This is a genomic window from Planococcus sp. APC 3900, from assembly GCF_030407735.1.
Taxonomy (GTDB): Bacteria; Bacillota; Bacilli; order Bacillales_A; family Planococcaceae; genus Planococcus; species Planococcus notacanthi.
On sequence record NZ_JASDCT010000012.1, the window covers coordinates 1 to 23,343 of the forward strand.

Annotated in this window: 25 protein-coding genes and 2 other annotated features; all 25 genes read left to right on the forward strand. The window is 45.0% G+C overall.

Annotated elements, in window-relative coordinates; translation table 11 throughout:
- The first annotated feature begins 96 nt into the window (after nucleotides 1-96).
- The 25 genes from QMA04_RS17040 to rpoB all read left to right on the forward strand — a co-directional run bounded on the left by QMA04_RS17040 (nucleotide 97) and on the right by rpoB (nucleotide 23,307).
- Nucleotides 97-342 (forward strand): hypothetical protein, encoded by a 246-nt coding sequence (locus tag QMA04_RS17040; protein WP_290187197.1) that lies wholly within the window; start codon nucleotides 97-99, stop codon nucleotides 340-342.
- A 152-nt stretch (nucleotides 343-494) separates the two neighbouring features.
- Nucleotides 495-965, forward strand: coding sequence for a CtsR family transcriptional regulator (locus QMA04_RS17045; protein WP_191716844.1), 471 nt, complete (start codon nucleotides 495-497; stop codon nucleotides 963-965).
- A gap of 12 nt (nucleotides 966-977) precedes the next feature.
- A complete protein-coding gene (locus QMA04_RS17050; RefSeq protein WP_191716845.1) occupies nucleotides 978-1,511 on the forward strand; it encodes a UvrB/UvrC motif-containing protein in 534 nt (177 codons plus the stop codon).
- Nucleotides 1,501-2,592, forward strand: coding sequence for a protein-arginine kinase McsB (gene mcsB / locus QMA04_RS17055; RefSeq protein WP_203341392.1), 1,092 nt, complete (start codon nucleotides 1,501-1,503; stop codon nucleotides 2,590-2,592). Before QMA04_RS17050 ends, mcsB begins: the two co-directional genes overlap by 11 nt.
- Nucleotides 2,589-5,051, forward strand: coding sequence for an ATP-dependent Clp protease ATP-binding subunit (locus QMA04_RS17060; protein WP_191716847.1), 2,463 nt, complete (start codon nucleotides 2,589-2,591; stop codon nucleotides 5,049-5,051). Before mcsB ends, QMA04_RS17060 begins: the two co-directional genes overlap by 4 nt.
- 61 nt (nucleotides 5,052-5,112) lie before the next feature.
- The gene (gene radA / locus QMA04_RS17065) at nucleotides 5,113-6,489 is read left to right on the forward strand and encodes a DNA repair protein RadA (RefSeq protein WP_191716848.1); all 1,377 of its coding nucleotides are present in this window, start codon (nucleotides 5,113-5,115) and stop codon (nucleotides 6,487-6,489) included.
- 91 nt (nucleotides 6,490-6,580) lie between these two features.
- Nucleotides 6,581-7,675, forward strand: a complete 1,095-nt coding sequence (locus QMA04_RS17070) for a PIN/TRAM domain-containing protein (protein WP_290187198.1) — start codon at nucleotides 6,581-6,583, stop codon at nucleotides 7,673-7,675.
- A gap of 16 nt (nucleotides 7,676-7,691) precedes the next feature.
- Nucleotides 7,692-8,387, forward strand: a complete 696-nt coding sequence (gene ispD, locus QMA04_RS17075) for a 2-C-methyl-D-erythritol 4-phosphate cytidylyltransferase (RefSeq protein WP_191716850.1) — start codon at nucleotides 7,692-7,694, stop codon at nucleotides 8,385-8,387.
- Entirely contained in the window at nucleotides 8,384-8,884 is a 501-nt protein-coding gene (ispF, locus tag QMA04_RS17080; RefSeq protein WP_191716851.1) for a 2-C-methyl-D-erythritol 2,4-cyclodiphosphate synthase, read from the forward strand. The genes ispD and ispF overlap by 4 nt, the downstream gene beginning before the upstream one ends.
- 40 nt (nucleotides 8,885-8,924) lie before the next feature.
- The gene (gltX, locus tag QMA04_RS17085) at nucleotides 8,925-10,388 is read left to right on the forward strand and encodes a glutamate--tRNA ligase (RefSeq protein WP_290187199.1); all 1,464 of its coding nucleotides are present in this window, start codon (nucleotides 8,925-8,927) and stop codon (nucleotides 10,386-10,388) included.
- Nucleotides 10,389-10,431: 43 nt separating this feature from the next.
- Nucleotides 10,432-10,650, forward strand: a binding site (T-box leader).
- A gap of 53 nt (nucleotides 10,651-10,703) precedes the next feature.
- Nucleotides 10,704-11,366, forward strand: coding sequence for a serine O-acetyltransferase EpsC (gene epsC / locus QMA04_RS17090; protein WP_203341395.1), 663 nt, complete (start codon nucleotides 10,704-10,706; stop codon nucleotides 11,364-11,366).
- A complete protein-coding gene (gene cysS, locus QMA04_RS17095) occupies nucleotides 11,363-12,763 on the forward strand; it encodes a cysteine--tRNA ligase (RefSeq protein ID WP_290187200.1) in 1,401 nt (466 codons plus the stop codon). Before epsC ends, cysS begins: the two co-directional genes overlap by 4 nt.
- 5 nt (nucleotides 12,764-12,768) lie before the next feature.
- Nucleotides 12,769-13,188, forward strand: a complete 420-nt coding sequence (locus QMA04_RS17100; RefSeq protein WP_191716855.1) for a Mini-ribonuclease 3 — start codon at nucleotides 12,769-12,771, stop codon at nucleotides 13,186-13,188.
- A complete protein-coding gene (rlmB, locus tag QMA04_RS17105) occupies nucleotides 13,185-13,940 on the forward strand; it encodes a 23S rRNA (guanosine(2251)-2'-O)-methyltransferase RlmB (RefSeq protein WP_191716856.1) in 756 nt (251 codons plus the stop codon). The genes QMA04_RS17100 and rlmB overlap by 4 nt, the downstream gene beginning before the upstream one ends.
- 4 nt (nucleotides 13,941-13,944) lie before the next feature.
- Nucleotides 13,945-14,454: an NYN domain-containing protein gene (locus QMA04_RS17110; RefSeq protein WP_191716857.1), complete on the forward strand. Its 510-nt coding sequence runs from the start codon at nucleotides 13,945-13,947 to the stop codon at nucleotides 14,452-14,454.
- A gap of 71 nt (nucleotides 14,455-14,525) precedes the next feature.
- Complete coding sequence (gene sigH, locus QMA04_RS17115; protein WP_191716858.1) at nucleotides 14,526-15,176, forward strand: RNA polymerase sporulation sigma factor SigH; 651 nt, start codon at nucleotides 14,526-14,528, stop codon at nucleotides 15,174-15,176.
- Between the two features lie 69 nt (nucleotides 15,177-15,245).
- Nucleotides 15,246-15,392: a 50S ribosomal protein L33 gene (gene rpmG, locus QMA04_RS17120; RefSeq protein ID WP_142830497.1), complete on the forward strand. Its 147-nt coding sequence runs from the start codon at nucleotides 15,246-15,248 to the stop codon at nucleotides 15,390-15,392.
- Between the two features lie 59 nt (nucleotides 15,393-15,451).
- On the forward strand, nucleotides 15,452-15,637 hold the full coding sequence (gene secE, locus QMA04_RS17125; protein WP_191716859.1) for a preprotein translocase subunit SecE: 186 nt from the start codon (nucleotides 15,452-15,454) through the stop codon (nucleotides 15,635-15,637).
- A gap of 103 nt (nucleotides 15,638-15,740) precedes the next feature.
- Entirely contained in the window at nucleotides 15,741-16,274 is a 534-nt protein-coding gene (gene nusG / locus QMA04_RS17130; RefSeq protein ID WP_142830501.1) for a transcription termination/antitermination protein NusG, read from the forward strand.
- 164 nt (nucleotides 16,275-16,438) lie between these two features.
- Nucleotides 16,439-16,864: a 50S ribosomal protein L11 gene (gene rplK / locus QMA04_RS17135; protein WP_006828906.1), complete on the forward strand. Its 426-nt coding sequence runs from the start codon at nucleotides 16,439-16,441 to the stop codon at nucleotides 16,862-16,864.
- Nucleotides 16,865-16,969: 105 nt separating this feature from the next.
- Entirely contained in the window at nucleotides 16,970-17,668 is a 699-nt protein-coding gene (gene rplA / locus QMA04_RS17140) for a 50S ribosomal protein L1 (RefSeq protein ID WP_191716860.1), read from the forward strand.
- A 42-nt stretch (nucleotides 17,669-17,710) separates the two neighbouring features.
- Nucleotides 17,711-17,859, forward strand: a sequence feature (ribosomal protein L10 leader region).
- A gap of 31 nt (nucleotides 17,860-17,890) precedes the next feature.
- Nucleotides 17,891-18,391: a 50S ribosomal protein L10 gene (gene rplJ, locus QMA04_RS17145; RefSeq protein ID WP_191716861.1), complete on the forward strand. Its 501-nt coding sequence runs from the start codon at nucleotides 17,891-17,893 to the stop codon at nucleotides 18,389-18,391.
- Nucleotides 18,392-18,447: 56 nt separating this feature from the next.
- Nucleotides 18,448-18,807 (forward strand): 50S ribosomal protein L7/L12, encoded by a 360-nt coding sequence (rplL, locus tag QMA04_RS17150; protein WP_290187201.1) that lies wholly within the window; start codon nucleotides 18,448-18,450, stop codon nucleotides 18,805-18,807.
- Between the two features lie 128 nt (nucleotides 18,808-18,935).
- On the forward strand, nucleotides 18,936-19,538 hold the full coding sequence (locus QMA04_RS17155) for a class I SAM-dependent methyltransferase (RefSeq protein WP_290187202.1): 603 nt from the start codon (nucleotides 18,936-18,938) through the stop codon (nucleotides 19,536-19,538).
- Nucleotides 19,539-19,752: 214 nt separating this feature from the next.
- Complete coding sequence (rpoB, locus tag QMA04_RS17160) at nucleotides 19,753-23,307, forward strand: DNA-directed RNA polymerase subunit beta (RefSeq protein WP_191716864.1); 3,555 nt, start codon at nucleotides 19,753-19,755, stop codon at nucleotides 23,305-23,307.
- Nucleotides 23,308-23,343 lie beyond the last annotated feature (36 nt).

The following is a 23,343-nucleotide window of genomic DNA, read 5'->3' on the forward strand; positions in this document are numbered from 1 at the left end:
TGAAAAAAACGTTGTTCTATAAAAGTTATTTATAATAATTGAGAATAAGGATTGAAGAGGATGTGAAATGGGAAAAGCAGGAGTGAGGTGAGAATTATGAAACCCGGTATTTATAGAGTCGAAGCTATTGATAAAAGAACAGCATTGTTAAAAACAATTGAAAATGGGGAAGAACAGTATACTTTTCCAATAACAGATTTTACTCATAATGTTTCAGTTGGCGATGTAGTGGAGGTCTGGCAGGAAGGCATTAAGTGGAAGACTAAGTACATGGAAGAAAAAACAGAATCTGTATCCAGCCATGCAAAAGATTTTGTGAAGAGAATATTCGATCAGGAATAAACAGGAAGTCTTGAAGCGAAATTGCTTCGGGACTTTTTTGATTGTAAATTTTGATTCGTACTATTTGATATCCGCAAAAAGCTTGGTGTATAATTAAGTCAAATATAGTCAAAGTCAACTTTGGCATATTATGTATCGAAGAGGTGAAAGCGATGCGGAATATTTCGGATGTAATAGAAGGTTATTTGAAGCAGGTTATCGAATTAAGCGAGAGAGACCATATTGAAATTAAACGCAGTGAAGTAGCTGAAAAGTTTCAATGTGTTCCTTCTCAAATAAACTACGTCATCAATACTCGATTTACAGTTGACCGTGGATATTTGGTAGAAAGTAAGCGCGGTGGTGGCGGGTATATTCGAATTAAAAGAATCAGGCTTCATCAAAAATCAGATGTAATCGCAGATGTGATTCAGCGCTTAGAACATGGTGCCACTCAAGTAATGGCAGAAGATATTGTTTTTAGGTTGCTGGATGAAGAGGTTATTTCTAAAAGAGAAGCAAAGCTGATTCTCAGTGCTGTAGATCGCGCGACGCTGCTTTTGCCTCTTCCGACGCGTGATGAAGTCCGAGCTCGTATTCTTATAGCGATGCTCTTTACAATTAAGTATCAAACCACGATATAAAGGGGTGAAAAGATGATTTGCGATCAGTGCGGAGAACGTTCTGCATCAGTAATAGTTAAACAACAGCAACAAGGACAGATAACGGAGCTTCATTTATGCCATATCTGTGCAGCTGAAAACCATAGCATTAATATTGCTTTTGAACAGGATCCATTAGCTATTCATCAGCTATTATCAAATTGGTTCCCTAATTCGCAGGCATCCGTTAACCCTGTCAGAAAAGAAGCGGTGACCTGTCCATCCTGTGGATTTAGTTTTCCGAAGTTCCTGCAGCTTGGCAAGTTTGGTTGTGCTTCTTGTTATGATGCATTTTCCTCCCAATTGGATGAAATATTTAAAAGGTTTCATAATGGGAATACAGAACACACTGGGAAGATCCCGGCTTCTTATGGCACAACTTTAAAGATAAAAAAAGAAATAGAGGAACTGCGCAAGCAAATGCAGGTTTCTGTGAGTGAAGAGGATTTTGAGGAAGCTGCACGGCTAAGAGATGAAGTAAAAGTTTTGAGTTCCAAGCTTGAGGGAGGTGCTTCCAATGGCAGTTGAACGGTTTCTCCAACCTCGAGCAAGCAGCTGGATGGCGAATGATGGAGAGAATGTTGATATTGCAATGAGTACAAGAATCCGGTTGGCTAGAAATTTAGAGAATTTCAAGTTTCCGTATTCTTTTACTGAAGATGAGGCACTTAAAGTAGATAAAGAGATTTCATCTGTATTACTGGATAAAGGTGGCGAGTTGGACTATACTTTCAGCCATATCAGTATTGAAGAACTTGCTAAACTCCAAAAGGAAGTACTGGTGGAAAAACACCTAATCAGTCCTTATCTGGCCAATAGCCAACATTCCGGTTCTGTTTTATTGTCTGATAACGAAGAGCTGAGTATTATGGTAAATGAAGAGGATCATTTGCGGATACAAAGTCTGCAGTCAGGATTCCATCTTCAGAAAGCGTATAAGATAGCGAATGAGTTAGATTCCTTATTGGAAAAGAACTTATCTTATGCCTTTCATGAAAAATACGGCTACTTAACTAGTTGCCCTACGAATGTGGGTACTGGAATGAGGGCTTCGGTCATGCTACATTTGCCGGCATTGACGATGTCCCATCAAATTCAACGGATCATTCCAGCGATTTCAAGGCTTGGCATGGTAGTTCGTGGCATTTATGGTGAAGGCAGTGAAGCATTAGGAAATGTTTATCAAATATCCAATCAATTGACGCTAGGTAAGTCTGAGTACGAAATTCTTCAGGATTTGGAGAATATGACGGAACAGATTATCCAACAGGAACGCAAAGCGCGGGAAGCAATTTTGTTGAATTCGCCGCTGGTGTTGGAAGATCGTGTCTATCGGTCACTTGGAACTCTTACCCATTCGAGACTGCTGACGACGGAAGAAGCTGCCACTTGTTTGTCAGATGTTCGATTGGGTATTGATTTAAAGATGATCCAAGATGTAGACATGTCGATTTTAAATGAATTGATGATTTTTATGCAGCCGGCCTTCCTGCAGCAATATGCAGATAAGCCGCTGCAGCCGAAAGAACGCGATTTTGCCCGGGCGAAGCTGTTCCGGGAGCGATTGAATAAAGAAGGTATAAATAGTGAAGGAGAGGATCTTGCATGATGTTTAATCGATTTACACAACGCGCACAAAAAGTTCTTCAGTTAGCTCAAGAAGAGGCCATTCGCATGAAACATGAATCAATCGGTACAGAGCACATTCTTCTCGGTTTAATTCGCGAAGGCGGCGGCATTGCTGCTAAAGCTCTGGAAGCGATTGAAGTGAATACACAATTGATTGAAGAAGGCGTTAAGGAACTTGTCGGTGTCGGCGAAAAAGATGTGGGCCCGATTGTGCATTATACGCCGAGAGCGAAAAAAGTCATTGAATTGTCAGTAGATGAGTCCCGTAAATTGGGCCATTCTTATATTGGTACAGAACACTTGCTGTTGGCGTTGATTCGCGAAGGTGAAGGCGTTGCAGCGCGTGTATTAGGTAATGCAGGCGTCAGCTTGAACAAAGCACGCCAGCAGGTGTTGCAGCTTCTGGGCAACAATGAACAGGCGTCTACAGGCACAAGCCCGAATGCTTCGGCAAATACCCCGACGCTGGATGGCTTGGCACGTGATTTGACTCAGGTGGCCCGTGATGGCGGCTTGGATCCGGTCATCGGCCGCAGTGATGAAATCACACGCGTTATTGAAGTATTGAGCCGCAGAACGAAAAACAATCCTGTATTGATCGGGGAACCAGGTGTCGGTAAAACAGCGATTGCAGAAGGTTTGGCTCAACAAATCGTCAACAATGAAATCCCGGAAACTTTGCGCGACAAGCGCGTTATGGTCTTGGATATGGGTACAGTGGTTGCTGGAACCAAATACCGTGGCGAGTTTGAAGATCGCTTGAAAAAAGTAATGGATGAAATTCGCCAAGCGGGCAATGTCATTCTCTTCATTGATGAGCTTCACACGTTAATCGGAGCAGGTGGGGCAGAAGGTGCGATTGATGCATCCAATATCCTGAAACCTTCCCTATCGCGTGGAGAACTTCAATGTATCGGTGCTACAACTTTGGATGAGTACCGCAAGTACATTGAAAAAGATGCGGCTCTTGAACGCCGTTTCCAACCGATTCAAGTGGATGAGCCTACTGTTGAAGAGTCGATTCAGATTATCCGCGGATTGCGTGATCGCTATGAAGCGCATCACCGTGTGAAAATCACGGATGAAGCAATTGAAGCGGCAGCTAAAATGTCAGACCGCTACATTTCGGATCGTTTCCTTCCGGATAAAGCGATTGACCTGATTGATGAGGCAGGCTCTAAAGTAAGACTTCGCTCTTATACAACTCCACCAGATTTGAAGGAGTTGGAAGCACGCTTGGAAGCTGCACGTTCTGAGAAAAATGAAGCAGTGCAAAGCCAGGAATTTGAGAAAGCGGCTTCGCTCCGTGATGCAGAACAGAAATTGCAGAACCAATTAGATAAAACGAAGAAAGAATGGAAAGAAAAGCAAGGCAAAGAAGAGTCTGAAGTAACAGTGGAGGACATTGCGAAAGTCGTGTCCATGTGGACCGGCATTCCGGTTTCAAAACTGGCTCAAACAGAATCTGATAAATTGCTCAACCTGGAATCGATTCTTCACAACCGCATCATCGGGCAGGAAGAAGCTGTTACATCGATTTCGAAAGCGATCCGTCGTGCTCGTGCTGGATTGAAAGATCCTAAACGTCCAATCGGCTCATTTATTTTCCTTGGACCAACAGGTGTCGGTAAAACGGAATTGGCACGTGCGCTCGCTGAATCTATGTTCGGGGATGAAGATGCAATGATCCGCATTGATATGTCCGAGTATATGGAAAGACATTCGACATCACGTCTGGTCGGTTCACCTCCAGGATATGTCGGCTATGAAGAAGGCGGACAGTTGACTGAAAAAGTTCGCAGAAAACCATATTCAGTGGTCTTGCTTGATGAAATTGAAAAAGCTCACCCTGATGTCTTCAATATCTTACTGCAAGTCCTTGAAGATGGCCGTTTGACGGATTCTAAAGGCCGCAGAGTCGATTTCCGCAACACTGTCATCATCATGACGTCAAACGTTGGTGCAGAAGAGCTGAAATACAATAAATACGTCGGATTCAATTTAGAGGATTCGAAAACAGATTATAAAGACATGAAAGGCAAAATGCTTGCTGAATTGAAGAAAGCATTCCGCCCAGAGTTCTTGAACCGTATTGATGACATGATCGTCTTCCACTCTCTTGAAAAAGAGAACTTGAGAGAGATCGTGAATTTGATGACCAAGCAATTGGTGGAACGCTTGAAAGAGCAGGATATCGATTTGGAGCTGACCGATGCTGCGCTTGAAAAAGTCGCTAAAGAAGGATATGACCCGGAATACGGGGCGCGTCCACTTCGTCGTTCTCTTCAAAAACACGTGGAAGACCGCTTGTCAGAAGAGTTGTTAAAAGGTACAGCCCTCTCAGGCCAACGCATTATCTTCGATGTGGAGGACGATGACTTCATCGTTCGCACAAAAGCAACAGAAGAAGTGAAAGAAGCGGTAGTGGAAAAACAATAAGAACATTCCGCTCGCCGGAGACGCTCTCCGGCGAGCGGTTTTTCTATTTTAGGAGGTACACATGGCTAAGAAAAAGACGAAATTCATCTGTCAGTCTTGTGGCTATGAATCAGCCAGATGGATGGGGAAATGTCCGGGTTGTGCGGCATGGAATACGATGACTGAGGAAGTGGAAGTGGCTGCACCGAAAGGGACACGCGGCGCTTTTCAGCACAGTGCATCGGTTCCTCAGAAAGCGACGCCGATCAATGCCATTGAAACGCAGGATGAACCAAGAGTAGAAACAGAATTGAGTGAATTGAACCGTGTCCTCGGCGGGGGAATTGTGCCGGGCTCGCTGGTGCTGATTGGTGGAGATCCGGGTATCGGTAAATCGACTTTGCTGTTACAGGTATCGGCGATGCTTGCCAATAGCGGAAGCCGGGTATTATACATTTCCGGAGAAGAATCGATCCGCCAGACCAAGTTGCGGGCAGAACGTCTCGATGCTTCGTCTTCAGAGCTGTTCATTTATGCAGAAACGAATCTTGAATTGATTCATCATACCATTGAAGATGTAGCTCCTGATTTTGTCATTGTCGATTCGATTCAGACGGTTCACCACCCTGAAGTGACTTCTGCGCCAGGCAGCGTGACACAGGTTAGGGAAAGTACGGCCGAATTGATGCGGATTGCAAAAACGAAGAATATTGCCATTTTCCTCGTGGGCCACGTAACAAAAGAAGGCCAGATTGCAGGGCCGCGTATCTTGGAGCATATGGTGGATACTGTTCTGTATTTCGAAGGTGAACGCCATCATACGTACCGGATTTTGCGCAGCGTCAAAAACCGTTTTGGCTCGACCAATGAAATCGCTATTTTCGAGATGCTCCAGAGCGGCTTGAAAGAAGTGTTGAACCCATCTGAACTGTTCCTGCAGGAGCGGACGAGTGGTTCAGCCGGTTCGACAGTCGTCGCTTCAATGGAAGGCACACGTCCGATATTGGTTGAAATTCAGGCGTTGGTGACGCCATCGAGTTTCAACTATCCGAAACGCATGGCAACAGGCATCGATGTCAACCGTGTGTCGCTGCTGATGGCTGTGCTGGAAAAACGGGTGGGCATGCTGCTGCAGTCACAGGATGCGTACATCAAAGTGGCAGGCGGCGTGAAGCTGGATGAACCCGCTATCGATTTAGCTGTCCTCGCAAGCATTGTTTCCAGTTTCCGTGACAAGGCTCCAAATGTGTACGATTGCATCATCGGCGAAGTAGGATTGACCGGTGAAGTAAGGCGTGTGTCGCGTATTGAACAGCGCGTGCAGGAAGCAGCTAAGCTCGGCTTTAAACGGGCAATTGTTCCAGCGTCAAATTTAGGCGGTTGGGATTATCCGGAAGGGATTCGCGTAGTCGGTGTAGAAAGTGTTAATGATGCGTTAAAAGAGATTTTTCCACAGTAAGGAGGCTATATGCCTCCTTTTATTTCTAAATAAGGGTCATTAAAGCGTTTCAGATTTAAAATGTGTATAATTAAAAAAGGAGGTGGAGCGCGTGTTAAGACCTATTATTAAAATTATGTTTTTACTTATTGGTGCGACAGTCGGAATCTTATTATTGCCATCTGCATTTGAACTTATTCCCCTTCTCGACAATCCATGGATCAGTAACCCTTACGTAGCAGCAATTGTTGGTGCTCTGGTCTTTTTCCTGTTATCTTTATTATTTGTAGATTCTTTGATAAATTTCATGAAGTGGATGGAAGAGAAACTGCTTCATGCACCGACGCCGGATTTATTGTTCGGTACGGTCGGAATGATTATTGGCCTTGTGGTGGCGTTCCTGATTGGCTTTGCGCTGAGTACCGTTGATATTCCATTGGTGGCCACTGTGGCACCATTAATATTATCTGTCGTGCTTGGTTATTTAGGTTTTCAGGTAGGCTTCCAAAAACGCGAAGAAATGCTGACCATGTTGACGCCGGCGAAGTTTGCCCCGGTGAAAAAGCTGGAGCCGGAAGAACCGGTTGAGAAAGTGTCTTATAAGCTGCTTGATACCAGTGTCATCATTGATGGTCGGATTGCGGACATCTCGGCAACTGGTTTTATGGAAGGCACCTTTGTCGTTCCACAATTTGTGTTATCTGAGCTTCAGCATATTGCCGATTCTTCGGACACGCTGAAACGAACGCGCGGCAGGAGAGGCTTGGACATTTTGAAACGGCTTCAAAGTGAACGCGTGGATGCGATTATGATTACAGAAGAAAGCTTTGACGAAGTCAGTGAAGTCGATTTAAAATTGATGCGCGCTGCAAAAAAAATGGGCGGCCAAGTGGTCACCAATGATTTTAATCTCAATAAAGTATGTGAACTTCATAATGTACCTGTCTTGAATATCAATGACTTGGCAAACGCTGTGAAACCGGTTGTGATTCCGGGGGAAGATATGCATGTAGTGGTCATCAAAGACGGCAAAGAGCAAAATCAAGGTGTAGCTTATCTGGATGATGGCACGATGATTGTGATTGAAGATGGCAAAGGGTTTATTGGCCAGGCGATCAATGTCACTGTCACCAGCGTTTTACAGACTTCTGCAGGACGGATGATTTTTGCGAAGCCGCGAGACGGCAAACAAACTGCAACAAATTGATAAAGGATGTTATCCAATGAACTATACAGTCGTCCTGCCTGCTGCCGGCAGCGGGAAACGAATGAAAGCAGATAAAAATAAATTATTGCTCGAACTTTTCGGCAAACCGATTTTTCTCTATACGCTGGAAGTGTTTGAGCGGGATCCGAATTGCGAGGCTATTTGGCTGGCGGTAAAAGAGCACGAACGGGAACTGATCGAAGAGTATGTAAAACGCTATGATATTACGAAAGTGAAAGGGTACGCTGCAGGTGGAACGGAGCGGCAGGATAGTGTTAGAGCCTGTCTTGAAGCGATTCCGCCTTGTGGCGTTGTTTTGGTTCATGATGCTGCCCGACCTTTCATCGATCACGAAGTCATTGCACGCTTGGTAGAGGCAGCGCAGGAATCCGGAGCTGCCGTCGCTGGAGTGCCGGTCAAAGACACTATCAAAAAAGTGGAAAATGGCGTCATTTCTGAAACGGTCGACCGCAATCAATTGTGGATGATCCAGACGCCGCAGGCTTTCCGCTATTCATTGATCTTAAAAGCGGCTCAGGCAGCGCACAATGATGGATTCATGGGAACCGACGAGGCGATGCTTGTTGAACGTATGGACTACCCGGTAGCTATTATTGAAAGTACATACGAAAATATTAAAATGACGACGCCAGATGACTTGATTTATGGACGAGCTATTTTGGAGAGTCGCATACAGGAGGAACAGAAATGATTAGAATTGGACAAGGTTATGACGTGCATCAACTGGCAGAAGGACGCCCATTTATTTTAGGCGGCGTGGAGATTGAACATGATCGAGGGCTTCTTGGCCATTCAGATGCGGATGTCTTGCTGCATACCATTACAGATGCAGCGCTTGGCGCAATTGGCGGAGGGGATATCGGCAAGCATTTCCCGGATACCGATCCTGAATTTAAAGACGCCGATTCCCGAAAATTGCTGACGCATATTTGGGAATATGTAAAAGAGCAAGGCTATGAGCTGGGCAATGTCGATTGCACAGTCATCGCCCAAAAACCGAAGCTGGCTCCTTATATCGAACAAATGCGCGAATCGATTGCGAACTTATTGGAAGCGGATATTTCGCAGGTCAATGTTAAAGCGACGACTTCTGAGCATCTTGGGTTTACTGGCCGTGAAGAAGGAATTGCGGCATTAGCGGTGATCTTATTGAACAAACGTCCGGTTTCGCTTGATGTCCCAGAGTGATAGAATAACAGAAGGATACGATAATTTAGGAGGAACTTACATGACACAAGAAGTACGCGTACGTTATGCGCCAAGCCCGACAGGCCATTTGCACATCGGCGGCGCACGTACAGCATTATTCAATTACTTATTTGCACGCCATAATAACGGGAAATTCATTGTACGCATTGAAGATACCGATACAGCCCGCAATATCGAAACCGGCATTATGTCTCAGCTGGATAACTTGAAATGGCTTGGCATCGAGCATGATGAGTCGATTGATATCGGCGGAGAATACGGTCCTTATCGCCAGATGGAACGGTTGGATACGTATAAGGAGCATTCAGACCAGATGCTTGAAAAAGGCTTGGCTTATAAATGCTTCTGTACACCTGAAGAATTGGAAGCAGAACGCGATGCGCAAAAAGCATCGGGTATCGCAGCGCCTCAATACAGCGGCACTTGCCGCAACTTGACAGCTGAAGAAGTGGCTGCAAAAGAAGCGGAAGGCAAGTCGTTTACGATTCGTGCGAAAGTTCCTGCTTCAGTAACATATGAGTTCAACGATTTGGTGCGCGGTCCGATTTCATTCGAATCAAAAGATGTCGGCGATTGGGTCATGGTGAAAACCAACGGCATCCCAACATATAACTTTGCTGTGGTCATTGATGATCATTTGATGAAAATTTCCCATGTGTTCCGAGGAGAAGAGCATTTATCGAATACACCAAGACAGATGATGATCTATGATGCATTTGGTTGGGAATATCCAAGTTATGGCCACATGACCTTAATCATCAACGAGGACCGCAAAAAATTATCGAAACGCGATGAGTCGATTCTGCAGTTCATTTCGCAGTACAAAGACCTTGGCTATATTCCGGAAGCTTTGTTTAATTTCTTTGCGCTTCTTGGCTGGTCTCCAGAAGGCGAAGAAGAGATTTTCTCGAAAGAAGACTTGATCCGCATCTTCGATGTAGAGCGTCTGTCTAAATCGCCATCGATGTTCGATAAGCAGAAATTAATGTGGATGAACAACCAATACATCAAGCAATTGCCGCTTGAAGAAGTGGTGAAATTGTCTCTTCCGCATTTGCAGAAAGCAGGCAAGCTGCCGGAAGAAATGACGCCGGAGCAAGCGGAATGGGCGAACAAGCTGGTGGCTTTGTACCATGAACAGTTGAGTTATGGAGCAGAAATCACTGAGCTTTCCGAGCAGTTCTTTACAGAAGAATTGTCCTATGGGGAAGCCGAAAAAGAAATTTTGGCTGCTGAACAAGTGCCTGAAGTGATGACGGCATTCAAAGAGCAATTGGCTTCATTGGAAAACTTTGAGCCGGCTGAGATCAAAGCCGCAATCAAGGCGGTCCAAAAAACAACTGGCCATAAAGGCAAAAACCTGTTCATGCCAATCCGTGTCGTAATCACTGGACAAATGCATGGGCCTGAATTGCCGGATGCCATTTCCTTGTTAGGAAAAGACAAAGCCATCGCCCGTGTTTCACAATACGCAAGTGCCTAACGTTGACTTATTGAGCTGACGGTGTAAAATGAATTTACCATTAATAAAAACGTTGACGAGAAGAAGTACATGCAGAAAGCTCTCAAGAGAAGGTCCCCACCGGCTGAAAGGGATCTGGGCCGCTGCTGCATCGAAATGCCTCTCTGAGTGCTGAGTCGAATCAAGTAGACCAGACGTCTTGCCTGCGTTATAGGCCTTCGAGAGAAAAGGGTGCAGTTGCCCTTTTAATCAGAGTGGAACCGCGCAGCTATGCGTCTCTGTCATGTAATGTGACAGGGGCGCTTTTTATTTTGGATACGAAAGGGAGCGATAGAGATGTTTAAATTATTGAAAGATGACGTTGATGTTATTTTCGAGCAGGATCCGGCAGCCCGCAATTATTTGGAAGTCATTTTGACGTATTCCGGTTTGCACGCCATCTGGGCGCATCGGCTGGCACATTTTTTCTTCAAGAATAAACTATTTTTCATTGCCCGTGTCATTTCACAGATCAGCCGCTTTTTCACAGGAATCGAAATCCATCCAGGTGCGGTCATTGGCCGCCGCTTCTTTATTGACCACGGGATGGGCGTGGTCATTGGAGAAACTTGTGAAATCGGTGACAATGTCACCTTGTACCAGGGCGTTACGTTAGGCGGTACCGGGAAAGAACGCGGGAAACGCCATCCGACATTGGAAGACAATGTGCTGGTTGCCACTGGCGCCAAAGTACTTGGATCGATCGTTGTCGGTGCCAATTCCAAAGTTGGAGCAGGATCAGTGGTGTTGAAGAACGTACCGATGAATTCGACAGTAGTCGGGATTCCGGGGAAAGTGGTGATTCAAAACGGCGTCAGAATTAAGCCGGATTTGAACCATCAGAATATGCCGGATCCCGTTATGGATAAATGCGAAAGCATGGAAATGAAGATTGCCAGATTACAGCAAGAAGTTGAAGAGTTAAAAAAAGCTAGGCAGGAAGAAGGGCAACGTTTATGACTATCCAGATTTTTAATTCATTGTCACGGCAAAAAGAAGAGTTCGTTCCTTTAGAAGAAGGAAAAGTAAAAATGTATGTCTGCGGACCGACTGTTTATAATTACATCCACATCGGCAACGCGCGTCCGGTAATCGTCTATGATACAGTGCGCCGCCATCTGGAATACCGCGGCTATGATGTGAAATATGTATCAAACTTTACTGACGTTGATGATAAATTGATCAAAGCGGCCAACGAACTCGGCCAGGAAGTACCGGAAATTGCAGAGCGGTTTATCGCTGCTTATTTTGAAGATACGAAAGCGTTGGGCTGCGCAGAAGCGGACGTCCACCCACGTGTAACCGACCATATGGTGCAGATCATCGATTTTATTGCAGCGTTGATTGAAAAGGGATATGCCTATGAGTCGCAAGGAGACGTCTATTACCGTACCCGGAAATTTGAAGGCTACGGCAAACTGTCCCACCAGTCAGTCGACGAACTGAAAGTCGGTGCGCGCATTGAAACCGGCGACAAAAAAGAAGACGAATTGGATTTTGTTTTGTGGAAAACAGCGAAGCCGAAAGAGATTTCATGGGACAGCCCATGGGGCAAAGGGCGTCCGGGCTGGCATATTGAGTGCTCGGTCATGGCGCGTGAACATTTGGGTGATACCATCGATATCCATGCAGGCGGACAAGATTTGACTTTCCCGCATCATGAAAATGAAATTGCCCAATCGGAAGCTTTAACCGGTAAACCTTTTGCGCGTTATTGGATGCATAATGGGTATATTAATATTGATAACGAAAAAATGTCGAAGTCACTGAACAATTTTGTGCTGGTGAACGATATATTGAAGGAACTTGATCCACAAGTGTTGCGTTTCTTCATGCTGTCGGTTCATTACCGCCACCCGATCAACTACTCGCAGCAATTGGTGGAAGATGCCATTGCCGGGTTGGAGCGGCTGCGTACGGCATATGCCAATTTAAAGCATCGCTTAAGCACATCAGCTGATCTTGGTGACCATTCCGATATTTGGATCGATAAAATCGAAACCATTAAAACAGCTTTCGTTGAAACGATGGATGACGATTTCAATACGGCAAATGCCATTTCAAGTTTATTTGATTTGTCCCGTTTGTCGAATACGTATTTGCTGGAGAAGCAGACATCAACAACGGTTCTGGAAACCTTTATTGCCGTCTTTGATGAATTAGCCGGCGTGTTGGGGGTTCCATTCAGCCAAGAGGAAGAATTGCTGGATGAAGAAGTCGAGGCTTTGATGGCAGAGCGCATCGAAGCGCGCAAAAACCGCGATTTTGCCCGGGCTGATGAAATCCGTGATTTATTTAAAGAGAAAAATATCATTTTGGAAGATACGGCACAAGGTACACGCTGGAAGAGAGGGTAATAAAGTTGAATGTTTTACGAAAAAATGATGTAGACCAACTGAACGCGTTGGCTCTTGCCTACATGGGGGATGCCGTTTATGAGCAGTCCATCCGCGAACATTTATTGCGTTCGGGACGCGTTAAACCAAATATCCTGCACCGCCAGTCGACCACTTTCGTTTCTGCCAAAGCGCAGGCGATGGTCCTGAAGCGGCTGACGGAAGAAGGATTTCTGACAGAAGCGGAATTGGCGGTCATGAGACGGGGGCGCAATGCCAAGTCGGGATCGGTTCCGAAAAACACCGACGTTCAGACTTATAATTTCAGTACGGCTTTTGAAGCGGTGCTGGGCTGGCTATACTTAAAAGAAGAACAAGCGCGTGTGGACGAAATCATTTCCTATGCGATTGAGATTGTCGAAGAGCTGGGAGGCGTGTTGAAATGACGGAAGAAGAATTGGCACCAGAGATAATCGGCGGCAAGAATCCGGTTTTGGAAGCGCTGCGTGCAGACCGGGATATCAATAAAATCTGGATTGCAGAAGGCGTCCAGAAAAAAGGCATCACCGAATTGCTGCAACTGGCAAAAGACAAAGGCGTTATCGTCCAGTCCGTGCCGAAGAAGAAAATCGACGGTTTGACGGACACCAACCACCAAGGCATTGCAGCAGCAGTGGCTGCCTATAATTACGCGAGCCTGGATGATTTGTTCGAGGCAGCTGCTTCAAAAAATGAAGATCCGTTTTTCCTGATTCTAGATGAGTTGGAAGATCCGCATAATTTGGGTTCCATTATGAGAACGGCTGATGCGATCGGCGTGCATGGTTTGATTATTCCGAAGCGCCGCGCTGTCGGCTTGACGGGTGTGGTAGCAAAAGCTTCAACAGGAGCGATTGAACATGTGCCCGTTGTACGCATCAATAATTTGTCGCAGACCGTGGATGAGTTGAAAAAGCGTGGAGTTTGGATTGCTGGTACAGATGCCAAAGAATCGGTGGATTACCGGAGAATGGATGCAGCTCTTCCGTTGGCCGTCATCATCGGCAGTGAAGGAAAAGGAATGAGCCGGATTTTACGCGAAAAATGCGATTTCCTTTACCAATTGCCTATGGTCGGCCATGTAACTTCATTGAATGCTTCAGTAGCAGCAAGCTTATTGATGTACGAAGTTTACAGAAAGCGCAATCCACTGGTTTAATGCCATGAATATTCTGCTGGTTGATGGGTACAATATCATTGGAGACTGGGTGGAACTGCAAGAACTGAAGAAAGACAAATTGGCCAATGCCAGAGACCGGCTCATAGAGCGCATGGCTGAATACCGGAGTTACAAAGGATGGCGTGTCATCATCATTTTTGATGCCCACCTGGTTCCAGGCATTGAAGCCAAGAATCTGCACCACGATGTTGAAGTCATTTTCACAAAAGAAAGCGAAACGGCAGATGAACGGATCGAGAAACTGGCGACCAGTTTAAACAACCGCCGCGACCAGATTTATGTAGCCACGTCGGATCTGACCGAGCAATGGGTCATTTTCGGCAAAGGCGCCTTGCGAATTTCAGCCCGTGAGTTGGAAATCGAAATGATTGAAATTCAGGAGAACATCACTAAAAAAGTAAAAGAAATCCAGGAGCAGCGCGGGATTTCCAAAATACCGCTGTCCGGCGAAGTAGCGGAAATTTTCGAAAAATGGCGAAGAGGCTTGAAATGAACGGTTGACGCTCATTTTTTTCTTCCTGTATACTGAAGATATCGAGGCTCACGCAATCGGAGGGATCACCCGTGGAGATTAATGATCAAGTTCAGCCCCAACGATTCACCGACATGACAGATGAGGAACTTGTCAGTTCAGTCCACAGTGGAAACACGGAAGCATTGGATTTTTTGATTACAAAGTTCCGGCCTTTTGTTCGAATGAAAGCCCGCTCGTATTTTTTGATCGGTGCCGATAAGGAAGACATCATCCAGGAAGGCATGATCGGCCTGTATAAGGCTATCCGTGATTTCCGAAGTGATAAATTATCTTCGTTCCGTGCGTTTGCAGAACTTTGCATCATCCGGCAAATCATCACGGCCATTAAAACGGCCACACGCCAGAAGCACATCCCGTTGAATTCTTATGTATCTTTGGATAAGCCGATTTATGATGAAGAATCTGACCGTACCTTGATGGACGTACTGACTGGAAACGGTGTGGACGACCCGGAAGATTTGATCATCCATAACGAGGAATTTCAGTATATGGAAGAGAAGATGGGAGAAGTACTGAGTGAACTTGAGCGTGAAGTGCTGGCCCTTTATCTGGATGGCCAATCCTACCAGGAAATTTCGGAAAAGCTTGAGCGCCACGTAAAATCAATTGACAACGCGCTGCAGCGGGTCAAGCGAAAACTCGAACGCCACTTGCAGATCAACGAGATGCCGAGCTCTTGACGCGCGGTTGACAGGTCTGTTTGAAGGTGATAACCTTGAAAAAGCTGTAAACTTGAATAAGGTGATAACATGGCTAAAAAAATTGTTTTAAGCTGCTCGAAATGTGCATCCCGCAATTACACGGTTCCTGCGAAAGCGGAATCCAGCACACGTTTGGAACTCAAAAAATTCTGTGCTCATTGCAATGGGCATACCGTGCATAAACAAACGATATGAATTTTAACTGAATGCCGGACGATATAGAGTGATTTTGAAATTCGGAGGTTTTTTAAACAATGGGTAACATTGGCGGTTTCTTTAAAAATGTCGTTTCGGAAATGCGGAAAGTTAGCTGGCCGAAGCGAAAAGAACTAACTCGTTATACGATCGTTGTTCTTTCTACTTGTATTTTCATGGCCCTCTTCTTTGCAGTAATTGATGCAGGCATCTCGGAAATATTCCGTTGGTTCTTAGCACTTTAAGTCATCCGACAAGAATAACGCATAAAAAATAGCCCGTCATTCTATGAGAACGGGTTTTTTCATTTGGTAAAAAAGGAGGGATGGACGTTCAGTCCGCTCGATTATGGAGAAAAATTGGTATGTAGTCCATACGTATTCCGGGTACGAAAACAAAGTTAAAGCTAACCTGGAAAAACGTGTAGAAACAATGGGTATGGAAGATCTGATTTTCCGCGTCATCATTCCGGAAGAACAGGAAACAGATTTTAAAGACGGCAAGAAACGCACAGTCATGCGCAAAACATTCCCTGGGTATGTCCTTGTGGAATTGATCATGACAGATGAATCTTGGTATGTCGTCAGAAACACCCCGGGAGTTACAGGGTTTATCGGGTCATCAGGCGGGGGAGCAAAACCAACGCCATTATTAGACGAAGAAGTTGATTTCATTCTGAAACAAATGGGAATGACTGAACGCAAAGTGGATATTGACTTTGCAGTTGCCGATACAGTTGAAGTAATGGAAGGGCCATTCGCCAACTTCCAAGGGAAAGTGGAAGAAATCGATGATACAAAAGGCAAAGTTAAAGTGTCGATTGATATCTTCGGCCGCGAAACCAAAATGGAACTGGATTTCGAGCAAGTTCAAAAAGTATAAAAGCCCCTTGCTATTCTCAAGTATTAATGGTATTATTTCAGAGGTCAGACTGTCCTAGGACAATCTGTACAATTTAGCTAATTCTATCAACATCGTTGACAGACAGATATTGAGTGGGAGGGGAAACCCTATTACCACATCACGGACTTAAGGAGGTGTGTTTCGTGGCTAAAAAAGTTGTTAAAGTTGTAAAATTGCAGATTCCTGCAGCAAAAGCTAATCCAGCGCCACCAGTTGGTCCAGCATTGGGTCAAGCAGGTGTTAACATCATGGGCTTCTGTAAAGAGTTCAACGCGCGTACGGCAGACCAAGCAGGACTGATCATTCCAGTTGAGATTTCAGTATTTGAAGATCGTTCATTTACATTCATTACGAAAACTCCACCCGCAGCTGTTCTATTAAAAGTAGCAGCCGGTATTGAATCAGGTTCAGGCGAACCGAACCGCAATAAAGTAGCGACTGTGAAACGCGACAAAGTTCGCGAAATCGCAGAAACTAAAATGCCAGATCTAAATGCTGCTTCAGTAGAAGCTGCAATGTTGATGGTTGAAGGTACTGCTCGCAGTATGGGCATTACAATCGAAGACTAATTCTAGCAGTTGTTTTTGGATGGGTTGCGCAGTTCATCATGAGCCGCGCAGCCTTTAATCGTGGGAGGTTCATTCCGTTATACCACAACAAGGAGGACGTTTAAAATGGCTAAAACAGGCAAAAAGCTGCAAGAAGCAGCAAAATTGATCGACCGTTCAAAACAATACGAAGCTAAAGAAGCAATCGAACTTGCGAAAAAAGCAAGCACAGTGAACTTTGACGCTACAGTAGAAGTGGCTTTCCGTCTTGGAATCGACACGCGCAAGAACGACCAGCAAATCCGTGGGGCAGTAGTACTTCCAAACGGAACTGGTAAAACTCAAAGCGTATTGGTTTTCGCTAAAGGCGAAAAACTGAAAGAAGCTGAAGCAGCTGGCGCAGATTTCGTAGGCGATGCTGAATATATCCAAAAAATCCAACAAGGATGGTTTGACTTCGACGTGATCGTTGCAACTCCTGACATGATGGGTGAAGTTGGTAAACTTGGACGCGTTTTAGGGCCAAAAGGCTTAATGCCAAACCCGAAAACAGGCACAGTTACATTTGATGTAACCAAAGCTGTTCAGGAAATCAAAGCTGGTAAAGTGGAATACCGTGCAGACAAAACAGGTATCATCCACGCGCCAATCGGGAAAGTTTCTTTTGATGACAGCAAACTTGCTGAAAACTTGGAAGCAATCTATGACGTAGTCCTAAAAGCGAAGCCATCTTCTGCTAAAGGCACTTACATCAAATCATTGAATGTTACTACTACAATGGGGCCTGCTGTTAAAGTTGACCCAACTAAAGTAGTTGCTAAATAAGATATTGACATTACATTTCCGCTCTGCTATACTAGCGGAGTTGTGAAATACCCATTTGTACCGCAGACAGTAGGGGCGCCAGTCGCTTAATTTATCCCTGCCGAGGACATGATGAATTCAGATAACATCTTTTGGATGCTGATTTTATGCCTCTGTGTCTGTAATGGACCAGAGGCTTTTCTTATGGACGGTATAAATGAAAAATCTATAGGAGGTGCCAAAATGAGCAAAGCAGTTGAAACGAAAAAAGTTGTCGTGCAAACAATCGCTGATAAATTCGGCGCTGCAGCTTCGGTTGTAGTTGTTGATTACCGTGGATTGAACGTTGCGCAATTAACAGAACTTCGTAAACAGCTTCGTGAAGAAGGCATTGAGTTTAAAGTTTACAAAAACTCAATGACTCGTCGTGCAACAGAAATGCACGGTCTTGAAGCGATCAACGAACACTTTACAGGACCAAACGCAATTGCATTTTCTAACGAAGATGTAGTAGCGCCAGCAAGAATCATCAACAACTTCGCTAAAGCGAACGAAGCGCTTGAAATTAAAGCAGGTATCATCGAGGGTGCGGTAGCATCTGCTGAAGATGTGAAAGCATTGGCAGAACTTCCATCACGCGAAGGCTTGCTATCTATGCTACTCAGCGTACTACAAGCTCCAGTCCGCAACTTTGCAGCTACTACAAAAGCAGTTGCAGATCAAAAAGAAGAACAAGGCGCTTAATAAGTTAGCCGGCTAAGCACGAAAAAAATATTACCTATCAATAGGAGGAAACTATAATGACACAAGAACAAATCTTAGACGCAATCAAAGAAATGACAGTTCTTCAATTAAACGACCTAGTAAAAGCAATCGAAGAAGAGTTCGGCGTAACTGCTGCTGCTCCAGTTGCTGCTGCAGCTACTGGCGGTGCTGCTGCTGAAGAACAAACTGAATTCGACGTAATCCTAGCTTCTGCTGGCGATTCAAAAATCAAAGTAATCAAAGCAGTACGCGAAGTAACTGGTCTTGGTCTTAAAGAAGCGAAAGCTCTTGTAGACGAAGCTCCTAAAGCAATCAAAGAAGGCGTTTCTAAAGAAGACGCTGAAGAAATCAAAGGCAAACTTGAAGAAGTTGGCGCATCAGTAGAAGTTAAGTAATTTTATAAAATTATGAAAAAAAAGGAGGGAAAGTTCGTCAGGTTATACCGACGGGCTTTTCTTCTTTTTCAATTTATTTGCATCGCGGGCATTCGTCCGTAATATGGTGAATGTAAGGAGGACTTTAGATGTCCCAACATTATTATTCCAAAAATCCTCAAACAAAAAGCAATCCTCGAGAATGGACAGACGTATTGCGCGGCGAGAAATTCCGGTTCCAAACTGACGCAGGCGTTTTCAGCAAAAGTGAAGTTGATTTTGGTTCGCGTTTATTGATTGAAACGTTTCAGGGATCTGAAATAGATGGACCGGTGCTGGATGTGGGCTGCGGTTACGGGCCGATCGGAATGGCGGTCGCCAAAGCATTTCCCCAAAAACAGGTTCATATGGTGGACGTGAATACGCGGGCTATTGAACTGGCAAAAACAAATGTTGAAAAAAATGATATTTCCAATGCCGAGATTTACGAAAGTGATGGGTTGAGTGCTGTGGAGGTTTCCGGGTTTTCTGCTATTCTCACAAACCCGCCAATTCGGGCAGGGAAAGACACCATTTTCCGGTTTTATGAAGAAGCTGCTGAAAAGTTAGCGGATGGTGGATCGTTGTGGGTAGTTATCCAGAAAAAGCAGGGTGCGCCTTCTACGCAGGTGAAACTGGAAGAGCTTTTCGGAGAAGTAAAAGTGGCCGATAAGAAGAAAGGTTACTTTATTTTCGAAGCGAGAAAAGTTTGACTTGACAAAACGCCTGTGTTATTATAATGAAATGCAAAATTTATTATTTTGAGGTCGTTTGCCCTTTTTCGGGCATGGCATGGCGACAGAGCTAGTCACGTGTAAACCGAAAATGAGCTAATTTAGTCTCGTTTTCTTTTTGTCTTTTCGATATCATACACTATTTTGTGGAAATCGCAAAGACCTATAATCGTTTTATTGAGGGGTGAATAAGTTGGTAGGTCAACTAGTTCAGTACGGTCAACATCGTCAACGCAGAAGTTTTTCGAGAATCAGTGAAGTGCTGGATCTTCCGAACTTGATCGAAATTCAATCGTCATCTTACGAATGGTTCCTTGAAGAAGGACTTCGCGAAATGTTCCGGGATATCTCGCCGATTGAAGATTTCACAGGAAATCTATCACTCGAGTTTGTTGATTACAGTCTCGCGGAACCGAAGTATCCAGTCGATGAATCGAAAGAACGTGACGTTACTTACGCAGCGCCGCTGCGTGTCAAAGTGCGTCTACACAACAAAGAAACAGATGAAGTGAAAGAACAGGATGTCTTTATGGGGGATTTCCCATTAATGACAGAAACGGGTACTTTCGTCATTAACGGCGCAGAGCGCGTCATCGTTTCCCAATTGGTTCGTTCGCCAAGTGTTTATTTCCACGACAAGACAGACAAAAACGGTAAAAAAGGCTTTGGAGCAACTGTTATTCCGAACCGTGGAGCATGGTTGGAATATGAGACAGATGCGAAAGATGTCGTGTACGTCAGAATTGACCGCACACGTAAATTGCCGGTAACGGTTCTTTTGAGAGCTCTTGGCTTCGGATCTGACCAAGAAATCATTGATTTACTTGGCGATAACGAATTCCTTCAAAATACGCTTGAAAAAGATAACACAGAGAGCACAGAAAAAGCGCTTCTTGAAATTTACGAACGCCTGCGCCCTGGTGAGCCACCGACGGTTGAAAGTGCGAAGAGCTTATTGTATTCACGCTTTTTCGACCCAAAACGCTATGACTTAGCAAATGTCGGCCGTTATAAAATGAACAAAAAACTTCATATTAAAAACCGTCTTTTCAACCAAACCATTGCTGAAACATTGGTGGACCCTGAAACTGGCGAAATTTTAGTTGAAGCTGGCACATTGATTGACCGTCGTGTACTTGATCGTTTGATCCCGAACTTGGAAAATGGAGTTGGTTTCCATACTGTTTCTCAAGTAGGCGGAGTTCTGGAAGGCGAAGTTACCTTGCAGTCGGTCAAAATCTACGCGCCAAACAGTGAAGACCAGAAAGAAATCACTGTCATCAGTAATGCTTATATAGAAGATAAGATCAAACATGTAACGCCGGCTGATATTATTTCTTCTATCAGTTACTTCTTTAACCTACTTTACGGTGTCGGAAACACGGATGATATCGATCATCTTGGTAACCGCCGTCTTCGTTCAGTAGGGGAATTGCTTCAGAACCAATTCCGTATTGGATTGTCCCGTATGGAGCGCGTTGTGCGCGAACGGATGTCCATTAACGATACACAGGCAATCGTCCCTCAGCAATTGATCAATATCCGTCCGGTTATTGCATCAATTAAAGAGTTCTTCGGCAGCTCGCAGCTTTCACAGTTTATGGATCAAACCAATCCATTGGCTGAATTGACACACAAACGCCGTCTGTCGGCGCTTGGGCCCGGTGGTTTAACGCGTGAACGTGCTGGATTTGAAGTGCGTGACGTTCACTATTCGCATTATGGCCGCATGTGTCCAATTGAAACACCTGAGGGTCCGAACATTGGATTGATCAATACTCTGTCAACATTCGCGAAAGTGAATAAGTTCGGTTTCATTGAAACCCCTTATCGCCGTGTAGACCCTGAGACAGGGCTTGTTACCTCGCAGATTGATTACCTGACTGCGGATGAAGAAGATAACTATGTAGTGGCTCAGGCCAACTCGAAGCTGAATGACGATGGTTCATTTGCCGACGATGGTGTTGTGGCACGTTTCCGCGGTGAAAACACCGTTTATAAACGCGGCAGCATCGATTACATGGATGTTTCTCCAAAACAGGTCGTTTCTGTAGCGACAGCTTGTATCCCGTTCCTTGAAAACGATGACTCCAACCGAGCATTGATGGGAGCGAACATGCAGCGTCAGGCAGTTCCGTTATTGAATCCGGAAGCTCCTTTTGTTGGAACCGGTATGGAACACCTGGCAGCTCGTGATTCTGGTGCAGCTGTCGTTGCAAAACATGATGGCATTGTAGAATACGTGGAAGCCAAGGAAATTTCAGTCCGCCGCATCGAAGTTGTGGATGGCAATGAAGTCCGAGGCGACCTGGATACCTACAAATTGCAGAAATTCGTCCGTTCTAACCAAGGGACAAGTTATAACCAACGCCCGATCGTTAAAGTCGGAGACCGTATTTCCAAACGCGACATTCTTGCTGACGGACCTTCAATGGAACGTGGGGAGATGGCATTAGGAAGAAACGTACTGGTTGCCTTCATGACATGGGATGGCTTTAACTACGAAGATGCGATCATCATGAGTGAGCGCTTAGTGAAAGACGATGTTTATACATCTGTCCATATCGAAGAGTACGAATCCGATTCACGTGATACGAAATTGGGGCCGGAAGAAATTACGCGTGATATCCCGAACGTTGGGGAAGACGCATTGCGTAACTTGGATGACCGAGGAATTATCCGTGTCGGAGCTGAAGTGAAAGATGGAGATATTCTAGTCGGTAAAGTAACACCTAAGGGCGTTACGGAATTGACTGCTGAAGAACGTCTTCTTCATGCGATCTTCGGTGAAAAAGCACGTGAAGTGCGCGATACTTCATTGCGGGTGCCTCACGGCGCTGGCGGTATTGTACTGGATGTTAAAATCTTCAACCGTGAAGATGGAGACGAATTGCCACCGGGTGTAAACCAGTTGGTTCGTGCATATATCGTTCAAAAACGTAAAATCTCCGTCGGCGATAAAATGGCTGGACGCCACGGAAACAAAGGTGTTATTTCAAGAATTCTTCCTGAAGAAGATATGCCATTCATGCCAGACGGCACACCGGTCGACATCATGTTGAACCCACTTGGTGTACCATCGCGTATGAATATCGGTCAGGTACTTGAACTGCATCTTGGAATGGCTTCCCGTTCACTTGGAATTCATATGGCTTCATCTGTATTTGATGGAGCGAATGAAGAAGATGTACTGGAAACAATGGAAGAATCAGGTATGCCGCGCGATGGCAAAACAATTCTCTATGATGGCCGTTCTGGTGAAGCATTCGATAACCGTGTGTCTGTAGGGATCATGTATATGATCAAACTTGCCCACATGGTCGATGATAAATTGCACGCCCGTTCAACTGGACCTTACTCATTGGTTACACAACAGCCATTGGGTGGTAAAGCACAATTCGGCGGACAGCGTTTTGGTGAAATGGAAGTATGGGCACTTGAAGCATATGGTGCTGCACATACATTGCAGGAAATCTTAACCGTGAAGTCGGATGACGTCGTAGGCCGCGTGAAAACGTATGAAGCGATCGTCAAAGGTGAAAGTGTACCGGAACCAAGTGTGCCGGAATCATTCAAAGTTTTGATTAAAGAGCTTCAAAGTTTAGGTATGGATGTCAAGATGCTGACGATTGATGATGAAGAAATCGAATTGCGCGACCTGGATGAAGAAGAAGATCTTCAGCCTGCGGATTCATTGAACATCCTTCCGATTGCAGATACAGAAGCACCGGTTGGAACGATTGATTAATGCCCATTGGAATCGAACGGCTTTAAACGGCCGTTC